This window comes from Aquiflexum sp., from assembly GCF_041751335.1.
GTDB lineage: Bacteria > Bacteroidota > Bacteroidia > Cytophagales > Cyclobacteriaceae > Aquiflexum.
Map to the genome: position 1 here is coordinate 21,867 of NZ_JBGSXS010000155.1, position 18,706 is coordinate 40,572.

Annotated in this window: 16 protein-coding genes; 7 read left to right on the forward strand and 9 right to left on the reverse strand. The window is 40.3% G+C overall.

What is annotated here, in order from left to right; translation table 11 throughout:
- Positions 1-54 precede the first annotated feature (54 nt).
- On the forward strand, positions 55-1,446 hold the full coding sequence (gene glmM, locus ACEW8U_RS08635; protein WP_373521640.1) for a phosphoglucosamine mutase: 1,392 nt from the start codon (positions 55-57) through the stop codon (positions 1,444-1,446).
- A 146-nt stretch (positions 1,447-1,592) separates the two neighbouring features.
- Positions 1,593-2,735 (forward strand): cysteine desulfurase family protein, encoded by a 1,143-nt coding sequence (locus tag ACEW8U_RS08640; RefSeq protein WP_373521641.1) that lies wholly within the window; start codon positions 1,593-1,595, stop codon positions 2,733-2,735.
- 71 nt (positions 2,736-2,806) lie between these two features.
- Here ACEW8U_RS08640 and ACEW8U_RS08645 read toward each other — a convergent pair whose 3' ends face one another.
- Complete coding sequence (locus ACEW8U_RS08645; RefSeq protein WP_373521642.1) at positions 2,807-3,265, reverse strand: hypothetical protein; 459 nt, start codon at positions 3,263-3,265, stop codon at positions 2,807-2,809.
- Between the two features lie 140 nt (positions 3,266-3,405).
- Between ACEW8U_RS08645 and ACEW8U_RS08650 the strand changes: the two genes are divergently transcribed.
- The gene (locus ACEW8U_RS08650) at positions 3,406-4,545 is read left to right on the forward strand and encodes a DUF4221 family protein (protein ID WP_373521643.1); all 1,140 of its coding nucleotides are present in this window, start codon (positions 3,406-3,408) and stop codon (positions 4,543-4,545) included.
- 148 nt (positions 4,546-4,693) lie between these two features.
- On the opposite strand, the gene ACEW8U_RS08655 is transcribed toward ACEW8U_RS08650, so the two are convergent.
- From ACEW8U_RS08655 to ACEW8U_RS08665, 3 genes are all read right to left on the reverse strand, one after another.
- Complete coding sequence (locus tag ACEW8U_RS08655) at positions 4,694-6,484, reverse strand: ABC transporter ATP-binding protein (protein ID WP_373521644.1); 1,791 nt, start codon at positions 6,482-6,484, stop codon at positions 4,694-4,696.
- A 192-nt stretch (positions 6,485-6,676) separates the two neighbouring features.
- Positions 6,677-7,012, reverse strand: a complete 336-nt coding sequence (locus ACEW8U_RS08660; RefSeq protein WP_373521645.1) for a DUF6787 family protein — start codon at positions 7,010-7,012, stop codon at positions 6,677-6,679.
- Positions 7,013-7,126: 114 nt separating this feature from the next.
- Entirely contained in the window at positions 7,127-8,860 is a 1,734-nt protein-coding gene (locus ACEW8U_RS08665; protein ID WP_373521646.1) for a M14 family zinc carboxypeptidase, read from the reverse strand.
- A gap of 157 nt (positions 8,861-9,017) precedes the next feature.
- On the opposite strand from ACEW8U_RS08665, the gene ACEW8U_RS08670 reads away from it, so the two are divergent.
- The gene (locus ACEW8U_RS08670) at positions 9,018-10,145 is read left to right on the forward strand and encodes an ATP-binding protein (protein ID WP_373521647.1); all 1,128 of its coding nucleotides are present in this window, start codon (positions 9,018-9,020) and stop codon (positions 10,143-10,145) included.
- A 365-nt stretch (positions 10,146-10,510) separates the two neighbouring features.
- Here the strand turns inward: ACEW8U_RS08670 and ACEW8U_RS08675 are convergent, their stop codons facing one another.
- From ACEW8U_RS08675 to pdhA, 4 genes are all read right to left on the reverse strand, one after another.
- Complete coding sequence (locus tag ACEW8U_RS08675; protein ID WP_373521648.1) at positions 10,511-11,830, reverse strand: aspartate kinase; 1,320 nt, start codon at positions 11,828-11,830, stop codon at positions 10,511-10,513.
- A 313-nt stretch (positions 11,831-12,143) separates the two neighbouring features.
- Positions 12,144-12,620, reverse strand: a complete 477-nt coding sequence (gene ribH / locus ACEW8U_RS08680) for a 6,7-dimethyl-8-ribityllumazine synthase (protein ID WP_373521649.1) — start codon at positions 12,618-12,620, stop codon at positions 12,144-12,146.
- Positions 12,621-12,706: 86 nt separating this feature from the next.
- A complete protein-coding gene (locus ACEW8U_RS08685) occupies positions 12,707-13,417 on the reverse strand; it encodes a tetratricopeptide repeat protein (RefSeq protein ID WP_373521650.1) in 711 nt (236 codons plus the stop codon).
- A 208-nt stretch (positions 13,418-13,625) separates the two neighbouring features.
- Complete coding sequence (gene pdhA, locus ACEW8U_RS08690; protein WP_373521651.1) at positions 13,626-14,645, reverse strand: pyruvate dehydrogenase (acetyl-transferring) E1 component subunit alpha; 1,020 nt, start codon at positions 14,643-14,645, stop codon at positions 13,626-13,628.
- 105 nt (positions 14,646-14,750) lie between these two features.
- Here pdhA and ACEW8U_RS08695 point away from each other — a divergent pair, with 105 nt between their 5' ends.
- A complete protein-coding gene (locus ACEW8U_RS08695) occupies positions 14,751-15,860 on the forward strand; it encodes a DNA replication/repair protein RecF (protein ID WP_373521652.1) in 1,110 nt (369 codons plus the stop codon).
- Here the strand turns inward: ACEW8U_RS08695 and ACEW8U_RS08700 are convergent.
- Complete coding sequence (locus tag ACEW8U_RS08700; RefSeq protein ID WP_373521653.1) at positions 15,854-16,270, reverse strand: DoxX family protein; 417 nt, start codon at positions 16,268-16,270, stop codon at positions 15,854-15,856. The genes ACEW8U_RS08695 and ACEW8U_RS08700 overlap by 7 nt on opposite strands.
- A 228-nt stretch (positions 16,271-16,498) precedes the next feature.
- Here ACEW8U_RS08700 and ACEW8U_RS08705 point away from each other — a divergent pair, with 228 nt between their 5' ends.
- Positions 16,499-17,524 carry a TlpA family protein disulfide reductase gene (locus ACEW8U_RS08705; RefSeq protein ID WP_373521654.1) on the forward strand — a complete coding sequence of 342 codons (1,026 nt, stop codon included), beginning with the start codon at positions 16,499-16,501 and terminating at the stop codon, positions 17,522-17,524.
- Positions 17,525-17,688: 164 nt separating this feature from the next.
- Complete coding sequence (locus tag ACEW8U_RS08710) at positions 17,689-18,705, forward strand: RNA ligase (ATP) (protein ID WP_373521655.1); 1,017 nt, start codon at positions 17,689-17,691, stop codon at positions 18,703-18,705.
- Position 18,706 lies beyond the last annotated feature (1 nt).

The following is an 18,706-nucleotide window of genomic DNA, read 5'->3' on the forward strand; positions in this document are numbered from 1 at the left end:
TTTTTTGCTCCTGACACAGTCAGGATTTTTCTATTTTAACTTAATCGTTTTCTTGTGGCATTAATCAAATCTATTTCAGGCATTCGTGGTACTATTGGTGGCAAACCTGGTGAAGGTCTTACTCCATTGGACATTGTCAAATTTACCTCTGCTTATGGGTCTTGGGTGATAAATCATACTCAAAACCCTAAAGTAGTCATCGGCAGAGATGCCAGGATATCAGGCGAAATGGTATCAAAGCTTGTCTCAGCAACGCTGCAAGGGCTTGGTATTGATGTCATAGACCTGGGTCTTAGTACAACTCCAACTGTAGAATTAGCCGTTCCGTTGGAAAAAGCTGGTGGAGGAATAATTCTGACGGCAAGTCACAACCCCGTACAATGGAATGCACTGAAACTTTTAAATGATAAAGGTGAATTTATTTCTGATCTTGAAGGGAAATCAATTCTTGAAAGTGCCGAAAATGAAGATTTTTCATTCGCTGAAGTCAGGAAATTGGGAAAGTATACCCAGATTGATGATTATATAGATAGGCATGTGGACCATGTTTTGAGGTTGAATCTAGTTGACAAGGATGCCATTGCTGCGAGAAAATTTAAAGTGGTTATTGATTGTGTGAATTCTACAGGTGGAATAGCGCTACCAAAATTACTGAGAGCCCTTGGCGTCGAGGATATAGAGGAAATGTACTGTATACCTGATGGTAATTTCCCCCACAATCCGGAACCACTTCCTGAAAACCTTAGAGATATTTCTGAAAAATTGAAAAAAGGTAAATATGATTTGGGGATTGTGGTAGATCCGGACGTGGATAGGCTATGCTTTATGAATGAAGATGGCAGTCCGTTTGGAGAGGAATATACCTTGGTGGCCGTAGCGGATTATGTGCTTTCAAAAACCCCAGGCAATACAGTGTCCAACCTGAGTTCAACCAGGGCATTGAGAGATGTGACTGAAAAAAGAGGAGGACAATACAAAGCTGCAGCTGTTGGAGAGGTCAATGTGGTCAACAAAATGAAAGAGACCAATGCCATCATCGGAGGAGAAGGAAATGGCGGGGTGATTTATCCCGAATCACACTATGGAAGGGATGCTTTGGTAGGTATCGGATTGTTTTTGACGCATTTGGCCAAATTCGGCAAGACCATTTCCAGACTGAGAGCAACCTATCCGAATTACCATATTTCTAAAAACAAAATTGAACTCACCCCTGAAATCGATGTGGACAAAGTGCTTGAAGCCATCAAGAAAAAATACAGCAAACAGCCCATCAATGATATCGATGGCGTAAAAATAGAATTCGAAAAAGAATGGGTGCATTTGAGAAAATCCAACACCGAACCCATCATTAGGATTTATTCCGAATCAGAATCCCAGGCGACTGCTGACCATTTGGCCAACAAAATCATGTTGGATATCAGGGAAGTGGTCAAAGGGTCTAATTGATAGTGGTTAATGTTAGTGAGACACAAACATTGGCTCAAGTTGATAATGGTTTGGTAGTGTTTGTGAAGACACAAACACTGGCTGATAAACTTGATAAAAACCTGTAAGGCTTACAAATTGAAACCCCAACCCAAATAAAATTAAAAATGAGAGTTTATTTAGACAATGCAGCAACTACAGCCATGGATGACAGGGTAGTTGAAGCAATGATTCCCTACATGAAGGAACATTATGGCAATCCCTCCTCTGTTCACAGTCATGGAAGACAGGTCAGGTCTGCCATTGAAAAAGCAAGGAAGAAAGTCGCGGAATTGCTGAATGCTTCTCCAGCTGAGATATTTTTTACATCCGGTGGTACAGAAGCAGATAATACAGCCATTGTGTGTGGTATTGAAACCCATGGGATTACTCATGCCATCACTTCACCCATTGAGCATCATGCGGTTTTGCATACTTTGGAAGAATGTGCTAAAAAGGGAAAGGTAAGTTTGAGTCTGGTAGAGGTAAACTCCCAAGGAGAAATCAACTTGGATCATTTACAGGAGTTATTGAAGCAAAATCCAAAGTCCATGGTTTCTCTCATGCATGCCAACAATGAAATTGGAAACATCAATGACTTGAATACAATGGGGAATTTGGTGAAAGAGTATGAAGGGTTTTTTCATTCGGATACAGTGCAGACTATGGGACATTATGTACATGACCTGAAAAATCTTCCAGTAGATTCTGTGGTTGCCGGTGGGCATAAATTCCATGGGCCAAAAGGTTCAGGATTCCTGTATGTGAGAAAAGACAAAAAAATCCATCCCTTTATCTATGGAGGCGCCCAAGAGCGGAATATGCGTGGAGGAACCGAAAATGTGATAGGAATAGTGGGCATTGCCAAAGCATTGGAATTGGCTTATGAGGATATGTCGGGACATCAATCCCATATTGAGGGTCTGAAGAAGTATTTTATCGGATTATTAAAAAATGACATTCCCGGAATTGAATTTAATGGACTCTCGGAGCATTTGGATAAGAGCCTTTACACTGTATTAAATGTAAGCTTACCTCCTTCGGAAGAAAATAGGGGAATGTTACTGTTTAATCTGGACTTGCATGGTATTTCAGCTTCTGGAGGATCGGCTTGTAGCAGTGGGGCGACTGTAGGGTCTCATGTCCTAAGGGCATTGAACCATGACTATGAGCGGGAGTCCGTCAGGTTTTCTTTTAGCAGGTTCAATACTAAGGAAGAGATTGATTTTACCGTTGAGAAGTTGAAGGAATTGTATGGGGTAGTGGTGTAGGATCTCAAAAGAGGATGTTTTAATTTTGTGATTTGATGGAACGCTGATGACGCAGATTTGGCTGATTTAATTCATTTAGGCTTCATTTGAGCTTCTATGATTTTGTTGAAGTAATTGTCAGCACCATCACGATAACTGTCATTTGCCCACAGATTGTCATTACATATAAATAATCTTCCAAATATTGAGTGTAAAACAGGATCTGAATCAATCCCGAAATAATTGGTATCAACTGTTTTTAGGGACCATGAAAAATCTTCAATTCCTGATTTGTCCTCTTTTTTACCTGTACCATCATTAAAAAAGGTGATTTTGGTTCCTAAATATGCATTCGAATCTTTTTTCATTCCTTCATTTGATTCAGGACAGCACATGATAAACTGCCATTCCCATGTGCCCAACAATTCTGTTTGAAGATGAGACAATGACCCTGAATCTTTACATTCACTAAAATCAGGAAGTTTATCCTCAATACAGGAGAAGAAGGCGGTAGTTAATATTGCCAATAAAAAATAATTTAGTTTCTTCATTTTCTTTTGAATTTCAGTTTCAGGGGAAAGGTATAAAAAGAGTACGAAAAAAAAACGCTTAGTTGAAAATCACTGCAAAAAATAACTAAAGCCTTGCTTGATATCTGTTCTGGTTTTAATTTTAGGGAAACACATTTAAAATGAGAAAGCTAACTTTTATATTCGGGCTGTTGGTATTATGGTCCTGTGGTAAAGATGGGGAAAAAGGTACTGGTAATGGTTCTATTGATTTTACGGTTAAGATTGATACCATGATGGTGGATTCCAAAGGAGAAATCCTGATGGCAGGTTCCAACCTGTATATGTCCGACCTAAGTAAGGATAAGAGATATCTTTACAAGTTTGATGAAAAACAATATCTGTTGGAAATGATTGACCTTGAGAATCTGGAATTGGTCCGAAAAATTCAATTTGAAAAAGATGGGCCAAATGGTTTGGGTACTTTCCTTAACTTTTTTACCTATATATCCGAGGATGAATATGCCTTTTCAAGTTTCATGAACAGTTTGATAGTCAATGAAAAAGGTGAAAGAATTTGGGAATTTAACTTTAGAAATCAAAAATTTGAGGGGGAACAATTGAAGGAAGGTGAAGATTTATCTCCGGGCTATACTTTTACAAAAGGCAAAGACGAATTCTACACCCGGATTTCTAATCATCCCGAACATAGTAACTTCATTGCAAAGGTTAATACCACTGACAACACGGTAAAGAGGATAGAAATCCCACAATTTGAAAAACTCAAAGACTTTCAAATTCACATGGAAATGGAAGGACGCGGTATGATGACTCTACATCCTTCTATCGATTTTCATCCATGGAATGAGGATTTAATCATCAGCAATAGTATTTTCAATGAAGTCATCATCTACAAGTCGAAGGAGGATACGGTTATCGGAAGGAATTTTGAAAGTCAACTCACACCAAATGGCAAAACGGCCAATTTCAAAACATTGGTCAGTTCTCAAGAAGAAATGGGTGCTGAATATGGAAAAATGAATAGCCAAATTGAGTTTGGTCCATTTTTGTTTGATGAGCCAAATAATAGATATTACAGGCTGTCTCATATTTCCAAAATGAATCCCGATGGTGAATTTGAGAATGCGGATGTGTTCCTGACCATATTTGATAATGACCTTCAAATGATAGGAGAGACAAAAATCAATGATTATATAAAATCACCTTCAAGCTCCCATTTTGCCAAAGGTGGCGCCATTTGGCTCCATGAAAATGTGGAGGATGAGTTGGGGTTTATTAGGATAAAAATCTTGGAGAATTGAAGGATTCTGCTGGCACGCGCACTTTATTTTAACTGGGTTTGCTGCTCGTGAAGACAAGAGTAGGGGCAATAATTTATGAAAAAAAGGTCATGTTATTCGTCTAACTCTTCAAGAGTTTTAAAACCCTTGGAGAGTTTTGTAACTTTTTTCACTCCGCAAACTGCAACCGAACCAGATTGGCATAGAAGCCATCTTCCTGTACAGCCAAAGTTTCATGAGTTCCTTCCTCGACGATTTCCCCATCTTTGAGTACATAGATCCTGTCAACTTTTCGGATGGTGGCAAGTCTGTGGGCGATGATAATGGTCGTCCTATTTTTCATCAGTTCATCCAAAGCCTCCTGTACCAATGCTTCAGATTCGGCATCCAAGGAAGAAGTTGCCTCATCCAAAATCAAAATAGCAGGGTCTTTCAAAATGGCACGCGCTATGGCCACTCTTTGCCTTTGGCCTCCTGAGAGTTTGATCCCACGTTCACCGACAGTTGTTTCCAAACCTTCCGGAAATCTGCTGATAAATTGCCATGCATTGGCTTTTTTGGCAGCTTCTATAATTTCTTCTTCTGTAGCATCAGGCTTGGCATAGGCGATGTTTTCTTTGATACTGCCCCCAAAAAGCAAAACCTCCTGCGGAACAATGCCGATATTCGAACGTAGCTGTTTCAGATTCCAATCTGATATCTTTATTCCATCCACCAGAATAGCACCTTTTTCTACAGGGTAAAATTTAAGCAGCAACTGTATGATGGTAGATTTTCCAGCACCACTCTGTCCGGCAAGGGCCACTTTCTCTCCAGCCGGGATATGTAAATTGATATTTTTAAGCACCTCTAGTTCAGGCCTGGTTGGATAATTAAAGCCAACCTGCTCAAATTGAACATCCCCGGACATCCGGACTTTTTGAAAGTCAGCTGTCGATATTTCCGGTTCTTCATCCAAAATCTCCAAAACCCTTTCAGAAGACCCAATAGCTTTTTGAATCTGTCCATAAATATCTCCCAAACCGGCGATGGACCCACCGATAAAAGTTGTGTACAGGACAAAAGAAACCAAGTCTCCAACAGTCATCTCACCTGATGCGACAAGCGTTGCCCCATACCACATCACAGCTACAATACCCCCAAACAAAGCAAAAATGATAAATGAGATGAATGCCCCTCTGAATCCGGCTGCCTTTAAAGCCACATCCACAACTCGATTTAGGCCTTTTCTGTAGCGGTTGGATTCGTATTCCTCCCCGGCAAATGATTTTACAGTCATGATGGATTGCAAGGTTTCTTCTACAATGACATTGGCAGCAGCTAGTTCATCCTGGGCTTGTTTAGATAGTTTTCGGATAAATTTCCCAAACACCATTGCGATAATCACCAAAACTGGGAAAGTGGCCAACATAAACAATGTTAACTTTGGTGTCGTCACCATCAAAAAGACCACCCCTGCTAGTAAGGTAATAATCTGTCTGAACAATTCTGCCAAAGTCACAGAGAAGGTGTCCTGAAGCATGCTGACGTCAGCGGTGATTCTGGAAATCAATTCTCCGGTTCTTCTTTTGTCAAAGAATGTCATGGGCAGTTGTACAAGTTGACCGTACAATGAGATCCTGATATCCCGCATACTGCGCTCAGAAACCTTTGCGAACAACCACACTCTGAAAAATGAAAATATACTTTGTACCAATAATATTCCCAATAAAATATATGCAATACTATTGATGTCATTTACCAACCAAGTCTCTCCTGAAGCAGTATCAATCAGTTTCCCAGCAACGAAGGGGAATGTCAATAAGGTCAAGCTTGAAAAAAGCAGAAATGCCATCCCCAGTAAAAAATTTACTTTATAGGGTAGAACAAACCTAAAAATACCACCAAGTTTATTCAGATTTTGTTTGTTCAGCTTTCGCTTTTCGTGTTCTTCAAGAGCAGTGCCTCTCTTTTTTGCCATGGAAAATATCTATTCAATTATCTAACCTGCAAATCTAAACAATAAGATGGGAGGTGGAAGACAAAGCTTCTTTTTTTGTCCGATTTGTAAAGGAAAAACATGATAGTCCTGCTATATGTTTTGGGATGGAAAGGTTGTAAGGATAACCTTTTTAGTCAGTTAGGGAGCGCAGATCCTAGAAATCATTTGAATTTATTCTTCTTTTTCAGACTTTCTATGACCTGTGATTCTTCTCAAAAATTGTTTTTCCTTTTCCCAAAAGAAGTCAAATTGTCCAAAGACAAATCCCCACATCAAAAGGATAATCTGGTAAAGGGGAAGGACAAGCAGCAGGTAAAGCACTGTTTTCCAAAACCCACCCCTTTCCATGCTTATTCCCAAAAAGTCAAAAATAGGTTTCTTGATAAAAAGAATAGTAAATCCGGTCAGAGCAAAAACAATCAAGACCAATACCACCTGTCGGAGACTTTTCAGGTTCCATTTGGATTGGAGTTTTTGGAGGAAGGATTGATTGGATGTATTGGTCATGAGAATGAAAATATATAGGGTCACAAATATCAACAAATATTAAGTATCCATAAATATCTTCTAACCCTATGATCTATTTTTTTTGAGGAATAACCTTTAGATGAATTATGGCCATCATTTTTCCACCCTATACACCGGGTACCGGTTATGTTCCTTTTCCTTCCATGGAGAATGTTCGTAAACCCATCTTAATTGGGCAGGCCCACTTTTTGCCAACTCCTCGTCTTTGGACTTGGCTTCTTCCAGTTCTTTTTTCACCTCCGGATTTTGTTTCAGGTATTCCGAAGCCAAATCTTCAAATACATAGGCAGAATAACCTTCTTTGGCCTGTAAGATAGTGTCAAAGAAATTCCAATTGAAGAAGCTGTCCTCCGATTGAGGTTCCAATACTTCCATGATATAGCGGTTGGCTTCCTGATTCATGGGAATCATCAGGTCACCTGCCCGAAAGTTTATCATAGCGTGGGATAGTATAATTTGAGTATTGGAATGCAGGTAGTGGCCTTCGTAAGGTCGCTGTGCGGTCTGAAAATCTGCAACATGATAGATAGTCACCGGAATAACTGTATCATTCTTGATTTCATCCATTTGTACACCATTTCTTTGAAGGTTTTCTATGACGGTAAACCAACCCTGCGGAATGATATAAGCTTCTGGTTTTTTGATATTCAATCCTGCAGTATAGGTGTCATAGAATTTGACTTCTTTGGTAAATGGCTTGCTTCGGTCATAGTATAATCTTGGCAATCCGGAGATATCAGAAGGCTTTTGACCTGATTCATAACCCATATACTCTATCAATTTGTGCTGGTCTCTGTCCAATATAAAATTGAAACAAAATTCCTCTTGCTCCCTTTTCTCCTTCCGGTCAGCATCGGCTTTGGTCACGATTTTTGTAGCATCTTCCCGGATGATTTCCATAAAGGTCTCCATCAGGGCATAGGTGGAGGCTACCCTTTGGTCATATGGTTTCAGCATATGCGTCTCCGGCATAAAACTCAAAGTTCCAAAAAGCGCAGCATAACCGCTGCTGTACCTGCCATTGTCCTTGAACTGTGCCCATCCATCCTCAGGTTTTCCTCCCCAGGCATTGACATAGGGAGCCATGGGAAAGTCTTTGGATTTCATCCCACTGTAGAGTTTTGGATGCAGTTCCTGATCTAAATAGTTGCCCATTTCTCCTCCCAACATGTCATGACTGGTAGAAACCAATGTCATCACATGTTGGTAGTCTGCGCCATTGCTGACATGGGTATCGATAAATAGCTGTGGCTTCAGCCACGTAAAAATCTGTTGAAATGACCTTGTATTTTTTGTGTCGGCTTTGATAAAGTCCCTGTTAAGATCAAAGTTTCTGGCATTGCCCCTAAAGCCAAATTCCTCTGGTCCATTTTGGTTGACCCTACTGAAAGAGCCTCTGTTCAGATGGCCCCCGATGTTGTAAACAGGGATTATGGCCATCGCAAGATCTTCAGGAACCTCTATTTTGTTCAAGAGAATATCCCTCAAAAACATCATCGAAGCATCAATACCATCAGGCTCGCCTGGATGAATCCCATTGTTGATAAATAGCACCAACCGGTTTGCCTCATGCCATTTTTTAGGGTCAAATATTTCCTGTCTGTCAAATAACAGGACATGGAGTGGAAATCCACTGTCCGTCATTCCCATTTCCACCATTTTGACTTCTTTAAAATCATTGGCCAACGTTTGAAAGTATTGGATTACTTCAGAATAGATTGGTGTCTCCTTCCCTTCCGTTTGCTCAAAAAGGGTTATATATTTTTCCTGCGCGGATACTCCTTGAAAAATGAGTATTGCCAATACCAACAGAGAGATTATTTTCATGCCCGAATTTGGGGAAAAAGAGCTTTAAAAACTAAAAGAGATTATACTTTCAAAATTTGTATTTCTAAATTTGTTACGTACATTGCGTTACGCAAATTACGTTACGTACATTACGTAACGCAATGTACGTAATGAGAATACAAAATCAATAAGCAAGATGTCAATGAAACCACCCGGTAACCCATTTGTACTCAATACCTATCATGGAAAAAAATATTTCTGTGATAGGGAAGATGATTTAGATAAGCTTCAAAATCATATAGATAATGACAGAAATGTCGTTTTGTATGCTTGGAGAAGGCTTGGGAAATCCGCTTTGATCCAGCGGTTTTTTGAAGAATTGGAGGACACAGGGAAGTATGAAACATTGTATGTGGATTTTTTGGCGACACATACCATTGAAGATGCCGTGAAGACAATCACGTCAGGGATCTATGATAAATATGGAAAAACCAAAATAGGGTTTTCGGCAGCCATGCAAAAACTGTTGTCAATGATGGGGGCGACCATCAGTTTTGACCCCTATAGTGGAGCACCAGAATTGAGCTTGGGGATGAGACAGCCCGGTACGGAGGAGCATTCCTTGCATGCATTGGGTGAATTTCTCAGGGAAAGAAAAAAGAAGATCGTCATCACCATTGATGAATTCCAACAGGTAGCGCATCACGAGCAGGATAATGCCGAGGCCTTATTCAGGGCATGGACCCAGCAGTTTCCTGACATCAGGTTCATTTTATGTGGAAGTCATCGGACCATGATGGTAGAAATGTTTGCGGAAAATAGCCGCCCATTTTATCAGAGTGCACAATTGATGTCACTCTTGCCCATATCTTTGGAAAAGTACATTCCTTTCATTCAGGGTCATTTCAAAACTAAAGGGAAAAGTATTTCCAATGAACAAATAGAAATGATTTATACCTGGGCCAGGGGGCAGACCTTTACCATACAGTTGGTGTGTAATTACCTTTATTCACAATATTCCCAAGTCAGGGATGAACATATTCAAAAAATCTATCAGGACATATTGGAACAACAGCAAGGGATGTTCGCCAATTTCTCCAAAATGCTGACCCGAACCCAGTGGAATGTATTTAAGGCCATCGCCAAAGAAGAGCCTTTATACAATCCCTTAAGCAAAGACTTTATCCAAAAACACAGACTAGGAGCTGCAAGCACAGTAAACACCGCCCTAAAATCCCTGCAAAAATCAGAATTGGTAGTGGTGGATGATGAGGCATATCTGGTCCATGAGGTTTTGCTGGCCAGGTGGATGGCGAGGTTGTAAAGAAATATTCATTGATGTAGAGTTTGTCAAGCCCGAATGCCATGGCGGTTTGCGTCATGCTGACTAAGGAAGCATCTCTCGAGGATCAGTAAATGATAGAATTAACATAAATAGGACCTCTGGAGATCCTTCGTGCCTCAGGATGACGGCAACCTAGCAAGTAACTTGATGTCATTACCTTTTCTGAACATTTCTAAAATGTTGGGGACTCGGGATGACGGTTAACTTGATGTCATTCCCCTTTTCTGAACATTTTCAAAATGTCGGACATTCTGAACGAAGAACCCTTATCAAATACTAACCCCTTTTTGGTACTTGGTACATAGTACTTTGTACCTTTTAATACCCTACATCCTTCCATTCTCTCACCATTCAAACAGACCCTCATTCAAGCTCTTCAATGCGTCATTTTTAAATTGAGCATCTACCAGAATGGAAACGTTATGACGGCTGCCACCATAGGAAACCATCCGCAAGGGGTATTCACGAAGACAATCCATGATATTGGCGACGGTACCTTTGGATTCAGCAATCATATTGCCCACTATGGATACGATGGCCTGATTTTGGTCAACTTCCACTGTACCATATCCCTCTAGTTCTTTTACAATTTCATTAAGGTAGGAAAGGTCATCAATGGTGACAGACACAGCCACTTCGGAAGTAGTGATCATATCGATTGAAGTTTTATACTTTTCAAATACCTCGAATACCTTTCTGAGAAAACCATAGGCCAATAACATTCTACTGGATTTGATCTTGATGGCGGTAATGCCGTCTTTGGCAGCCAAGGCTTTAACACCGGAACCGATTTCTTTGGCTGTGATAGTAGTGCCAAGGGCGTCAGGTTCCATGGTATTCAATAATTTGACGGCAATATTATATTGCTGGGCAGGCCAAATGGATGCAGGATGGAGGATTTTTGCTCCGAAATAAGCCAACTCCGCCGCTTCGTCAAAGGACAATTGGGCAATAGGACGGGTTTTGTCTACGATCCTCGGGTCGTTGTTATGCATGCCGTCAATGTCTGTCCAGATTTCGACTACATCGGCGTTGATGGCCGCACCTATCAAAGAAGCGGAATAGTCCGAACCCCCTCTTTTGAGGTTATCTACTTCATTTCTGTGGTTTTTACAGATGTAGCCTTGGGTAACAAAAATGCCATCCTCAGGATAATTGGTAAGTATGACTTTTAGTTTTTCAGAAATCTTTTTCAGTTCAGGTTCATGATTTTCATCAATGCTCATAAAATCCAAAGCCGGAAGGAATACGGCATTAATTTCCAATTCCTGTAATAGTGTATAAAAGAGTTTTGTTGACAGCAATTCTCCCTGTGCAAGAATATCTCTGTTTATAGCCTCGTTAAATGAAATTTTGAGAATGATATTGAGAAATTCAAAGTGTTCTTTGATGATTTTTTCTGCTTTTGACCTGGCAGCATCAGTCTTCACGAGATCTTTATAAAAAGTAAGGTAGTGTTTGTGAAGCACATCAATCCGCTCTTTGGCAAGGTCTTTATTGGCATCCGCCAATGCTTCACCGATTCCAACAAGGGCGTTGGTTGTACCGGAAAGAGCAGATAGCACAACAATTTTCCTATCGTTGTCTCTTGTGATCAAGTCTTTGACCTGATGCATTCTTTCGGGCTTACCTACTGAGGTGCCTCCGAATTTCATTATTTTCATGGTATGTGAATAGGTTTGGTTTTTTCTTTAGAAGCGAGAGTTTAGATGCGAGAAGCGAGATGTGATGTTAGACATAAGACATAAGATGGGAGATTTTAGAACCAAGAAACAAAGCCTGCCCCGAGTATCGGGGAACCAAGAAGGCTTTCTCAAAATTTGGGACTTGTGTCTTTTGGGAAGAGAATTTAGGTTAAAGAGATGTTTACCATTAACTTTTAACCGCTAACCATAATCCAAAAAGAACCTCCAAATCTTACGTCTTGAGTCTTGTGTCTTACATCTCACGTCTCACGTCTAGAATCTCACATCTATTTTAAAATCCCAGCATCTTAATCGCCGTGATCGCGGCTTCATCGCCTTTGTTGCCATGTTTGCCTCCGGCGCGGTCCAGGGCTTGTTGGAGTGTGTCAGGAGTAAGAACTCCGAAAATGACAGGCTTATTGAATTTCAATCCGACATTGGTAATCCCGTGGGCGACAGCATCACAGATGAAGTCAAAGTGTCTGGTCTCTCCTTGGATGACACAGCCTAAGCAGATTACTGCATCAATTTCCTTTAATTCTGCCAGCCATTGTGCTCCCAGTGTCAATTCAAAGGACCCAGGAACGTTTTTCCTGAAAATATTTTCTTTCTTCACGCCATGCTTCAACAGCGTTTCAACTGCACCTGTGAACAATGACTCGGTCACTTGATCGTTCCATTCAGAGACTACAATGCCAAATTTCTTCTTTGACATATCCAGCAAATTTTTGTCTGAATACTGACTTAAGCTTTTTAATGAGGTTGCCATAAATTGAGGTGTTTGATGGGGTATAAATAAAAAAGGAGTAAGACTTTCGCCTTACTCCTTTTAGAATGCCTGAATAGATCAAAGCATTACTTAGAGGCAAGGCCTTCCAAGCGCGCTTTATGCTTTCGTGCGTTAGTAAATTCAAAAGACTCAAAATACTTGTCTTCTATAATCGTGTAGGTTTTGATTGCATTGTCATAGTCACCTGCTTCTTCATAAGCAATGGCCAATTTGCTCAAATACCTAGGGGCAAAGAATTTGTTTTCTTTGTGGTCAATGGCTTTTTTGTATTGCGCAATTGCATCCTTGGTATTCCCCAACTCCAAATAGGCATCACCTACCAGGGAATAAGCCCTTGCCTGAACAAAGAAATCACTGGAAGAGAATTTTTTCAGGTGATCGGCTGCTTTTTGAAATTCTCCATTTGACAAATAAATTGATCCGATATAGAAATGAGCCATATTGGCTGCATCTGTGCCACCATACTTGTCGACAATTCTTAGTAAACCGACATTTGAACCATCTCCGTTTAGCGCCAATTCAGTGCTATCCTGCTCAAAATAATACACTGCCTGAAACATTTCAGCCTGTGCTTTTTCATTTTTATTCTGTTTGTCAATCTGGAAATAGAGGATCCCTGCAATAAGCAAAATACCTACAATCAGAATTCCACCAAAAATTTTTGAATTCTTTTTGATAAAAAGCTCCCCTCTCTCTAGTCTGCCTGCAATCTCTTCAGGTTTTTCCAAAAGCTCATACTCTACTTCAGAAGCCTTTTTTGTTTTTTTCTTAGCCATTCTTTAAAATTTTCCGCCCGCAAAGTTAATTTTCTTTTATTGAAATCCAAATTGGGATGGAGATAGATAACGCAGGAGATTGAAGTAAAGGATAAAAATTGGAAGGAGGCCAAGAATTTCATGAATTTTTAAACGAATTAAAAATCCATAACAAAAAAACCACCGTCACTTCCGTAACGATGGTTTTCAAATATTTGAATAAAGGATCTTACTCCATCACAAAAGGATAGTCTTCCTGCATGTATACATCCTTGAAGGCATCTTGTCCGTCAGGCCAAGGGGATTCTTCGGCGAATTTCACTGCATCTTCTACTTGCTTTTTGACCTTTTTATCTATTGCTGATATTTCCTCCTCTGTCAGGATTTTGTTGTCCAGGATGGTTTTCTTTACCTGTTCGATCGGATCACGTCCTTTGTATTCCTCAACTTCTTCACGTGTTCTATATTTCTGAGGATCTGACATGGAGTGACCTTTATACCTGTAAGTCCTGAATTCCAACAAGGTTGGTCCATCGCCTTTTCTGGCTCTTTCGGCAGCTTCTACTACGGCTTCATGGATCGCTTCCACGTTCATCCCATCTACAGGGAATGAAGGCATATCATAAGCTTCACCAAGGGTGTAGAGTTCTGTTACGTTGGAAGTTCTCGCTGTGGACGTTCCCATGGCGTAGCCGTTGTTTTCAATCACAAAAATGACAGGGGTTTTGTACAGCATTGCCAAATTCAAGGCTTCATGAAAAGCTCCCTGCCTGACAGCTCCATCTCCCATATGGCAGATGCAGAGATTTTTGGTGCCCTTGTATTTTTCTGCAAAACCGATTCCCAATCCCATGGGTATCTGTGCGCCCACGATGCCATGACCGCCCATAAATCCTCTTTCTTTGTCAAAAATGTGCATGGAACCACCTTTCCCTTTGGTAGTGCCTGTGGCTTTGCCAAAAAGTTCGGCCATTACCGCCCCCGGGTCAGTTCCCAAACCAAGTGGATGGGCATGGTCTCTGTAAGCGGTGATCCACTTATCGTCTTTTTCCAAGGCGGTGATTGCACCGGATGCGCAGGCTTCCTGTCCAATATATAAGTGACAGAAACCCCTTATTTTTTGTTGTCCATATAGTTGACCTGCTTTTTCTTCAAACCGCCTCATCAACAGCATGCTTTCGTACCAAAAGGTGTAAGTTTCTTTTGAATATTTTGCTTTTGCTTTGGTAGCAGAGCTCTTTTTTGCCATATCGATTATAATAAAATATGCTAAATTAGGCCTCAAATATAATCAAAAGGGCTGAAATTTAAGGCCAATTGCGAAAATAGTCAAAAACCCTACAGATTAGGCATCATGTACCTGAAAAATATCCGCCTCCAACAATTTAAGAATTATCCGAAGGCCGAGGTACAGTTTTCCAATGAAATCAATTGTTTTGTAGGCATCAATGGAAGCGGTAAAACCAATCTATTGGATGCCATTCACTACCTATGCCTTACCAAAAGTGCCATCAATGGTGTGGACATGCTCAATATCCTACATGACAAAGATTTTTTCACGGTTTTTGGTGATTTTGATCTGGAAGGAAAGGAAATAGAGGTTCGCTGTATTTTTGAAAGCGGAAAGAAAAAGCAGCTTTTACAAAACGGGAAAGCAATAGATAAAATGAGTGACCATGTGGGCTTATTGCCGGTGGTGATGATTGCACCTGATGATACCGGGTTGATCAAGGATGGCAGTGAGGAGAGGCGGAGGTTTTTTGACAATATGCTCTGTCAGATGGATAAGCAGTACTTGGATCAACTGGTCAGGTATCAGCATTTTCTAAAACAAAGAAATGCATTGATCAAGCAGTTTGTAGACAAAGGTCGCTGGGACCGGTCATTTATTGAGCCTTATGACAGGGAGATTATCAGCCTTTCCAAGAAAATAGCTGCTGCCCGGCAATCCTTTCTCGATGAATACTATCCTATTTTGAAGGAGTTTTACAACATCATCTCCGACAATCAGGAAGAGATAGGGGTAGCCTATGAAACGCAATGTCTGGGTGCAGACTTCGAAAATGAATTCAAGGAAAGCGCCCAAAAGGACTTTTTTTTGAAAAGGACCAATATGGGTATCCACAAAGACGATTTTGTTTTTGAAATCGCAGGCTATCCCATCAAAAAATTCGGCTCTCAAGGACAGCAGAAATCATTTGTGATTGCCTTGAAGCTGGGGCAGTTTCAGATATTTTTGACCCACAAAAAAACCAAACCGATTTTATTGCTCGATGATATTTTTGACAAATTGGACGACAATAGGATCGAGAAGCTGATGAACTTGGTGGCTGACCATAGATTTGGCCAGTTGTTCATTTCCGATGCTAGGCCCGAAAGGTCAAAAGGAATTCTGGCAGGGATAGCGGCAGAAAGCCGTTTTTTTCTAGTCAGGGATGGAGAGATTGGAGATTGGAATCAATAAGATCTGTTTTTTATGATCTGCGCATCAACAGAATATTTTCCTGGACCGGAAAACATTAAGAAAATAAAGATGACCAGAAACAATAAGCCTCTCTCTTGATTGGAAAAAGGGTCATTTCCATGGACAACAAAAGATATCACTGCCATGTTGATGATCAAAGGAATCAGTGATAACCTTGATAGAAAGCCAAGTGCCAATAAAATCGCACAGAAGAATTCAGCAAAAATGACCAATTGTAAAGAAACAGCAGGGCCTAGTGCTATGGGATCACTGAATGTGGTCAGCCTTTCACTAAAGTTTTCAATTTTGGCCCAGCCATGGGTGACCAGCATCAGAGATGTTGAAACCCTCAGGATGGCCAATCCCAAGTCTTGGAAATATGGTGATGTGGAAAAGAACAATTTTTTCATGGTTTGAGATGTTAGGATGAAATAATAGCGTCTATATTTCCAAAAATAGCAATAAATCTAAAACTGATTCTTAATTTTAAAATTTAAGTTTAATTGTAAAATCAAACCCTTATCTCATAAATGAGTATTATACCCATGATAAAAAAGTCTCTATTCCTATCTTTATTTTGTATCCTTCTAGGATCTAACTCTTATAGCCAAGCGCCCACACAAGCTTATCTGGATTATATGAACGGGCTTGAAAATTATGTCCAAAATGACCTTTATGGAAAAGTTGCAGCAGTTTTGTATGATGTCGATGAACTTCCTCCGGCTGAGGATTATATCAATTTTGTAAAGCAGATCAAAAAAGAGCTTGATGCATATTTAAAAGAAAATTCATCTGGGCTGGAAGATTCTGAAAAGAAAGACGCTCAGGTTTTTACAAATACGATGCTTGTGCAATTGGGGGATCTTTATTTGGATAGAGGGCAAGAATTGGATACTTCAGAAAAACTGGTTTTTCTGGAAAAGTATTTTGGAGAAACAGGGCTTGAAACCTCTATTTTGGAACTCTCAGACGATCTCGCAAGGTCCATGATGATGAGTGTGCATGCTGCACTGGGGATTCCATTTGGTATGCCCAATGAGCAAGTAGCGGCTTTTATCCAAGAACTTGGAGAACCAAAAAAGGAAATGTTTATGGCGGCCTTGATACAGAATGACATGATGATGCTGACAGGTGGTTATGATATTAATAAAAATCAAGTCGAGGAATTTATGCATGATTATCCCCGATCCATTCATAATAGTAATCTGGAAAAAGGATTGGTTTCGATAGAAAAACTAAGGGCCGGGGCGGAAGTGAAAAATTTCTCTTTTGTTGATCTGGAAGGAAATCAGGTAAGTCTGGTTGATTTCAAAGATAAGATCATTTACCTCGATCTTTGGGCGAGTTGGTGCGGACCCTGTATCAATACTTTCAGGACCAAAACTCCTGAGTTTGAGACGAAGCTGAGAGAAAGGGAAGACGTGGTTCTGATGTACATTTCCATTGATGAAAAGGAGGAGCCTTGGAGAAATTACCTAAGCAAAAATCCCATGAGGGGAACCCACCTTTTTGCCGGAATGGGCTTTCAGGCTGAAATCATGCAATATTTCAAGGTATGGGGTATTCCCCGCTACCTGATAATCGGAAAAGACAATAAAATCATTGATGTCAACGCCCCAAGGCCAGGGGATGAGGCTTTTGAGGTCTTGTCCAAAATTCAGTGATCAGTTTTCAGCGTTGCGTTGGAAGTATAAAAAGCGATGGTCAGTAGGAATACTTTACTGAATATTTTAAAAAAATAGAATACAATCCTGATTGAAGAATTAAATTCTAATTTAATACCTAAGATAGAATTGATGTTTTAATTTTATCTAAATTAATTTATTAAATGAGAAAACTAGCAAGCATCCAACGAATCAAATCCCTGGAACCAATAGAAGGAGCAGATGCCATAGAAAAAGCTACGGTCTTGGGTTGGCAATTGGTGGTGAAAAAAGGGGAATACAAAGTGGGAGATTTGTCAGTCTATTGTGAGATAGACAGTTTGTTACCTGATAGGCCTGAATTCGAATTTTTGAAACCTCGGGGTATGCGCATCAGGACAATCAGGTTAAGAGGACAGGTCTCGCAGGGAATATGCTTTCCATTGACCATCCTACCTGACCATATCGAACCTCAGGAAGATTTGGATGTGACCGAAACCCTCGGCATCATTAAATACGAACCGCCCATTCCTGCCTATCTCAGCGGAAAGGTCAAAGGTAAGTTTCCTTCCTTTATCCCGAAAACTGACGAAACCAGGGTGCAGATCCTGCAAAAAGTCTTGGACAAGTACCAAGGTGTATCCTGCTATGTCAGCGAAAAACTTGATGGCAGTTCAGCTACCTATTTTATGAAAGACAATGAATTTGGGGTTTGCAGCCGAAATATGGAACTGTATGAAGATGATGAGAACAGCTTTTGGAAGGTAGCGAGAGATTTGAATGTGGAGGAGAAGTTAAGGAATATTAATAAAAACATCGCCATTCAGGGGGAGTTGATTGGCGAGGGTATTCAGGACAACAAACTCAGATTAAGGGGACAGACAGTCAGGCTTTTCAATGCCTTCGATATAGACAAGTTCGAATATTATCCGTACCAAGACTTTTTGGATTTGATGGGAAAATTGGATCTGCCCATAGTGCCGATCGTGGAAGCTGACTATAAACTTGAAAATGACATAGAATCCATCGTCAAAAAAGCCACTGTCAAAAGTTTGATCTGCAAAGATGTATGGGCCGAAGGAATCGTCATACGTCCCCATCTGGAAAAAATGGATCTGCTATTGTCTATTGAAAGCTTCAATACAGGAAGAGTCAGTTTTAAGGCTATTAATCCTGAGTTTTTGATCAAGTATGGTGAATAGG

What these genes read in the sequence shown, in the direction of transcription:
- ACEW8U_RS08640 (WP_373521641.1), top strand. Translation starts at nt 1,593, where the DNA reads ATGAGAGTTTATTTAGACAATGCAGCAACTACAGCCATGGATGACAGG.
- ACEW8U_RS08645 (WP_373521642.1), bottom strand. Translation starts at nt 3,265, where the DNA reads ATGAAGAAACTAAATTATTTTTTATTGGCAATATTAACTACCGCCTTC.
- ACEW8U_RS08650 (WP_373521643.1), top strand. Translation starts at nt 3,406, where the DNA reads ATGAGAAAGCTAACTTTTATATTCGGGCTGTTGGTATTATGGTCCTGT.
- ACEW8U_RS08655 (WP_373521644.1), bottom strand. Translation starts at nt 6,484, where the DNA reads ATGGCAAAAAAGAGAGGCACTGCTCTTGAAGAACACGAAAAGCGAAAG.
- ACEW8U_RS08660 (WP_373521645.1), bottom strand. Translation starts at nt 7,012, where the DNA reads ATGACCAATACATCCAATCAATCCTTCCTCCAAAAACTCCAATCCAAA.
- ACEW8U_RS08665 (WP_373521646.1), bottom strand. Translation starts at nt 8,860, where the DNA reads ATGAAAATAATCTCTCTGTTGGTATTGGCAATACTCATTTTTCAAGGA.
- ACEW8U_RS08670 (WP_373521647.1), top strand. Translation starts at nt 9,018, where the DNA reads ATGTCAATGAAACCACCCGGTAACCCATTTGTACTCAATACCTATCAT.
- ACEW8U_RS08675 (WP_373521648.1), bottom strand. Translation starts at nt 11,830, where the DNA reads ATGAAAATAATGAAATTCGGAGGCACCTCAGTAGGTAAGCCCGAAAGA.
- ribH (WP_373521649.1), bottom strand. Translation starts at nt 12,620, where the DNA reads ATGGCAACCTCATTAAAAAGCTTAAGTCAGTATTCAGACAAAAATTTG.
- ACEW8U_RS08685 (WP_373521650.1), bottom strand. Translation starts at nt 13,417, where the DNA reads ATGGCTAAGAAAAAAACAAAAAAGGCTTCTGAAGTAGAGTATGAGCTT.
- pdhA (WP_373521651.1), bottom strand. Translation starts at nt 14,645, where the DNA reads ATGGCAAAAAAGAGCTCTGCTACCAAAGCAAAAGCAAAATATTCAAAA.
- ACEW8U_RS08695 (WP_373521652.1), top strand. Translation starts at nt 14,751, where the DNA reads ATGTACCTGAAAAATATCCGCCTCCAACAATTTAAGAATTATCCGAAG.
- ACEW8U_RS08700 (WP_373521653.1), bottom strand. Translation starts at nt 16,270, where the DNA reads ATGAAAAAATTGTTCTTTTCCACATCACCATATTTCCAAGACTTGGGA.
- ACEW8U_RS08705 (WP_373521654.1), top strand. Translation starts at nt 16,499, where the DNA reads ATGAACGGGCTTGAAAATTATGTCCAAAATGACCTTTATGGAAAAGTT.
- ACEW8U_RS08710 (WP_373521655.1), top strand. Translation starts at nt 17,689, where the DNA reads ATGAGAAAACTAGCAAGCATCCAACGAATCAAATCCCTGGAACCAATA.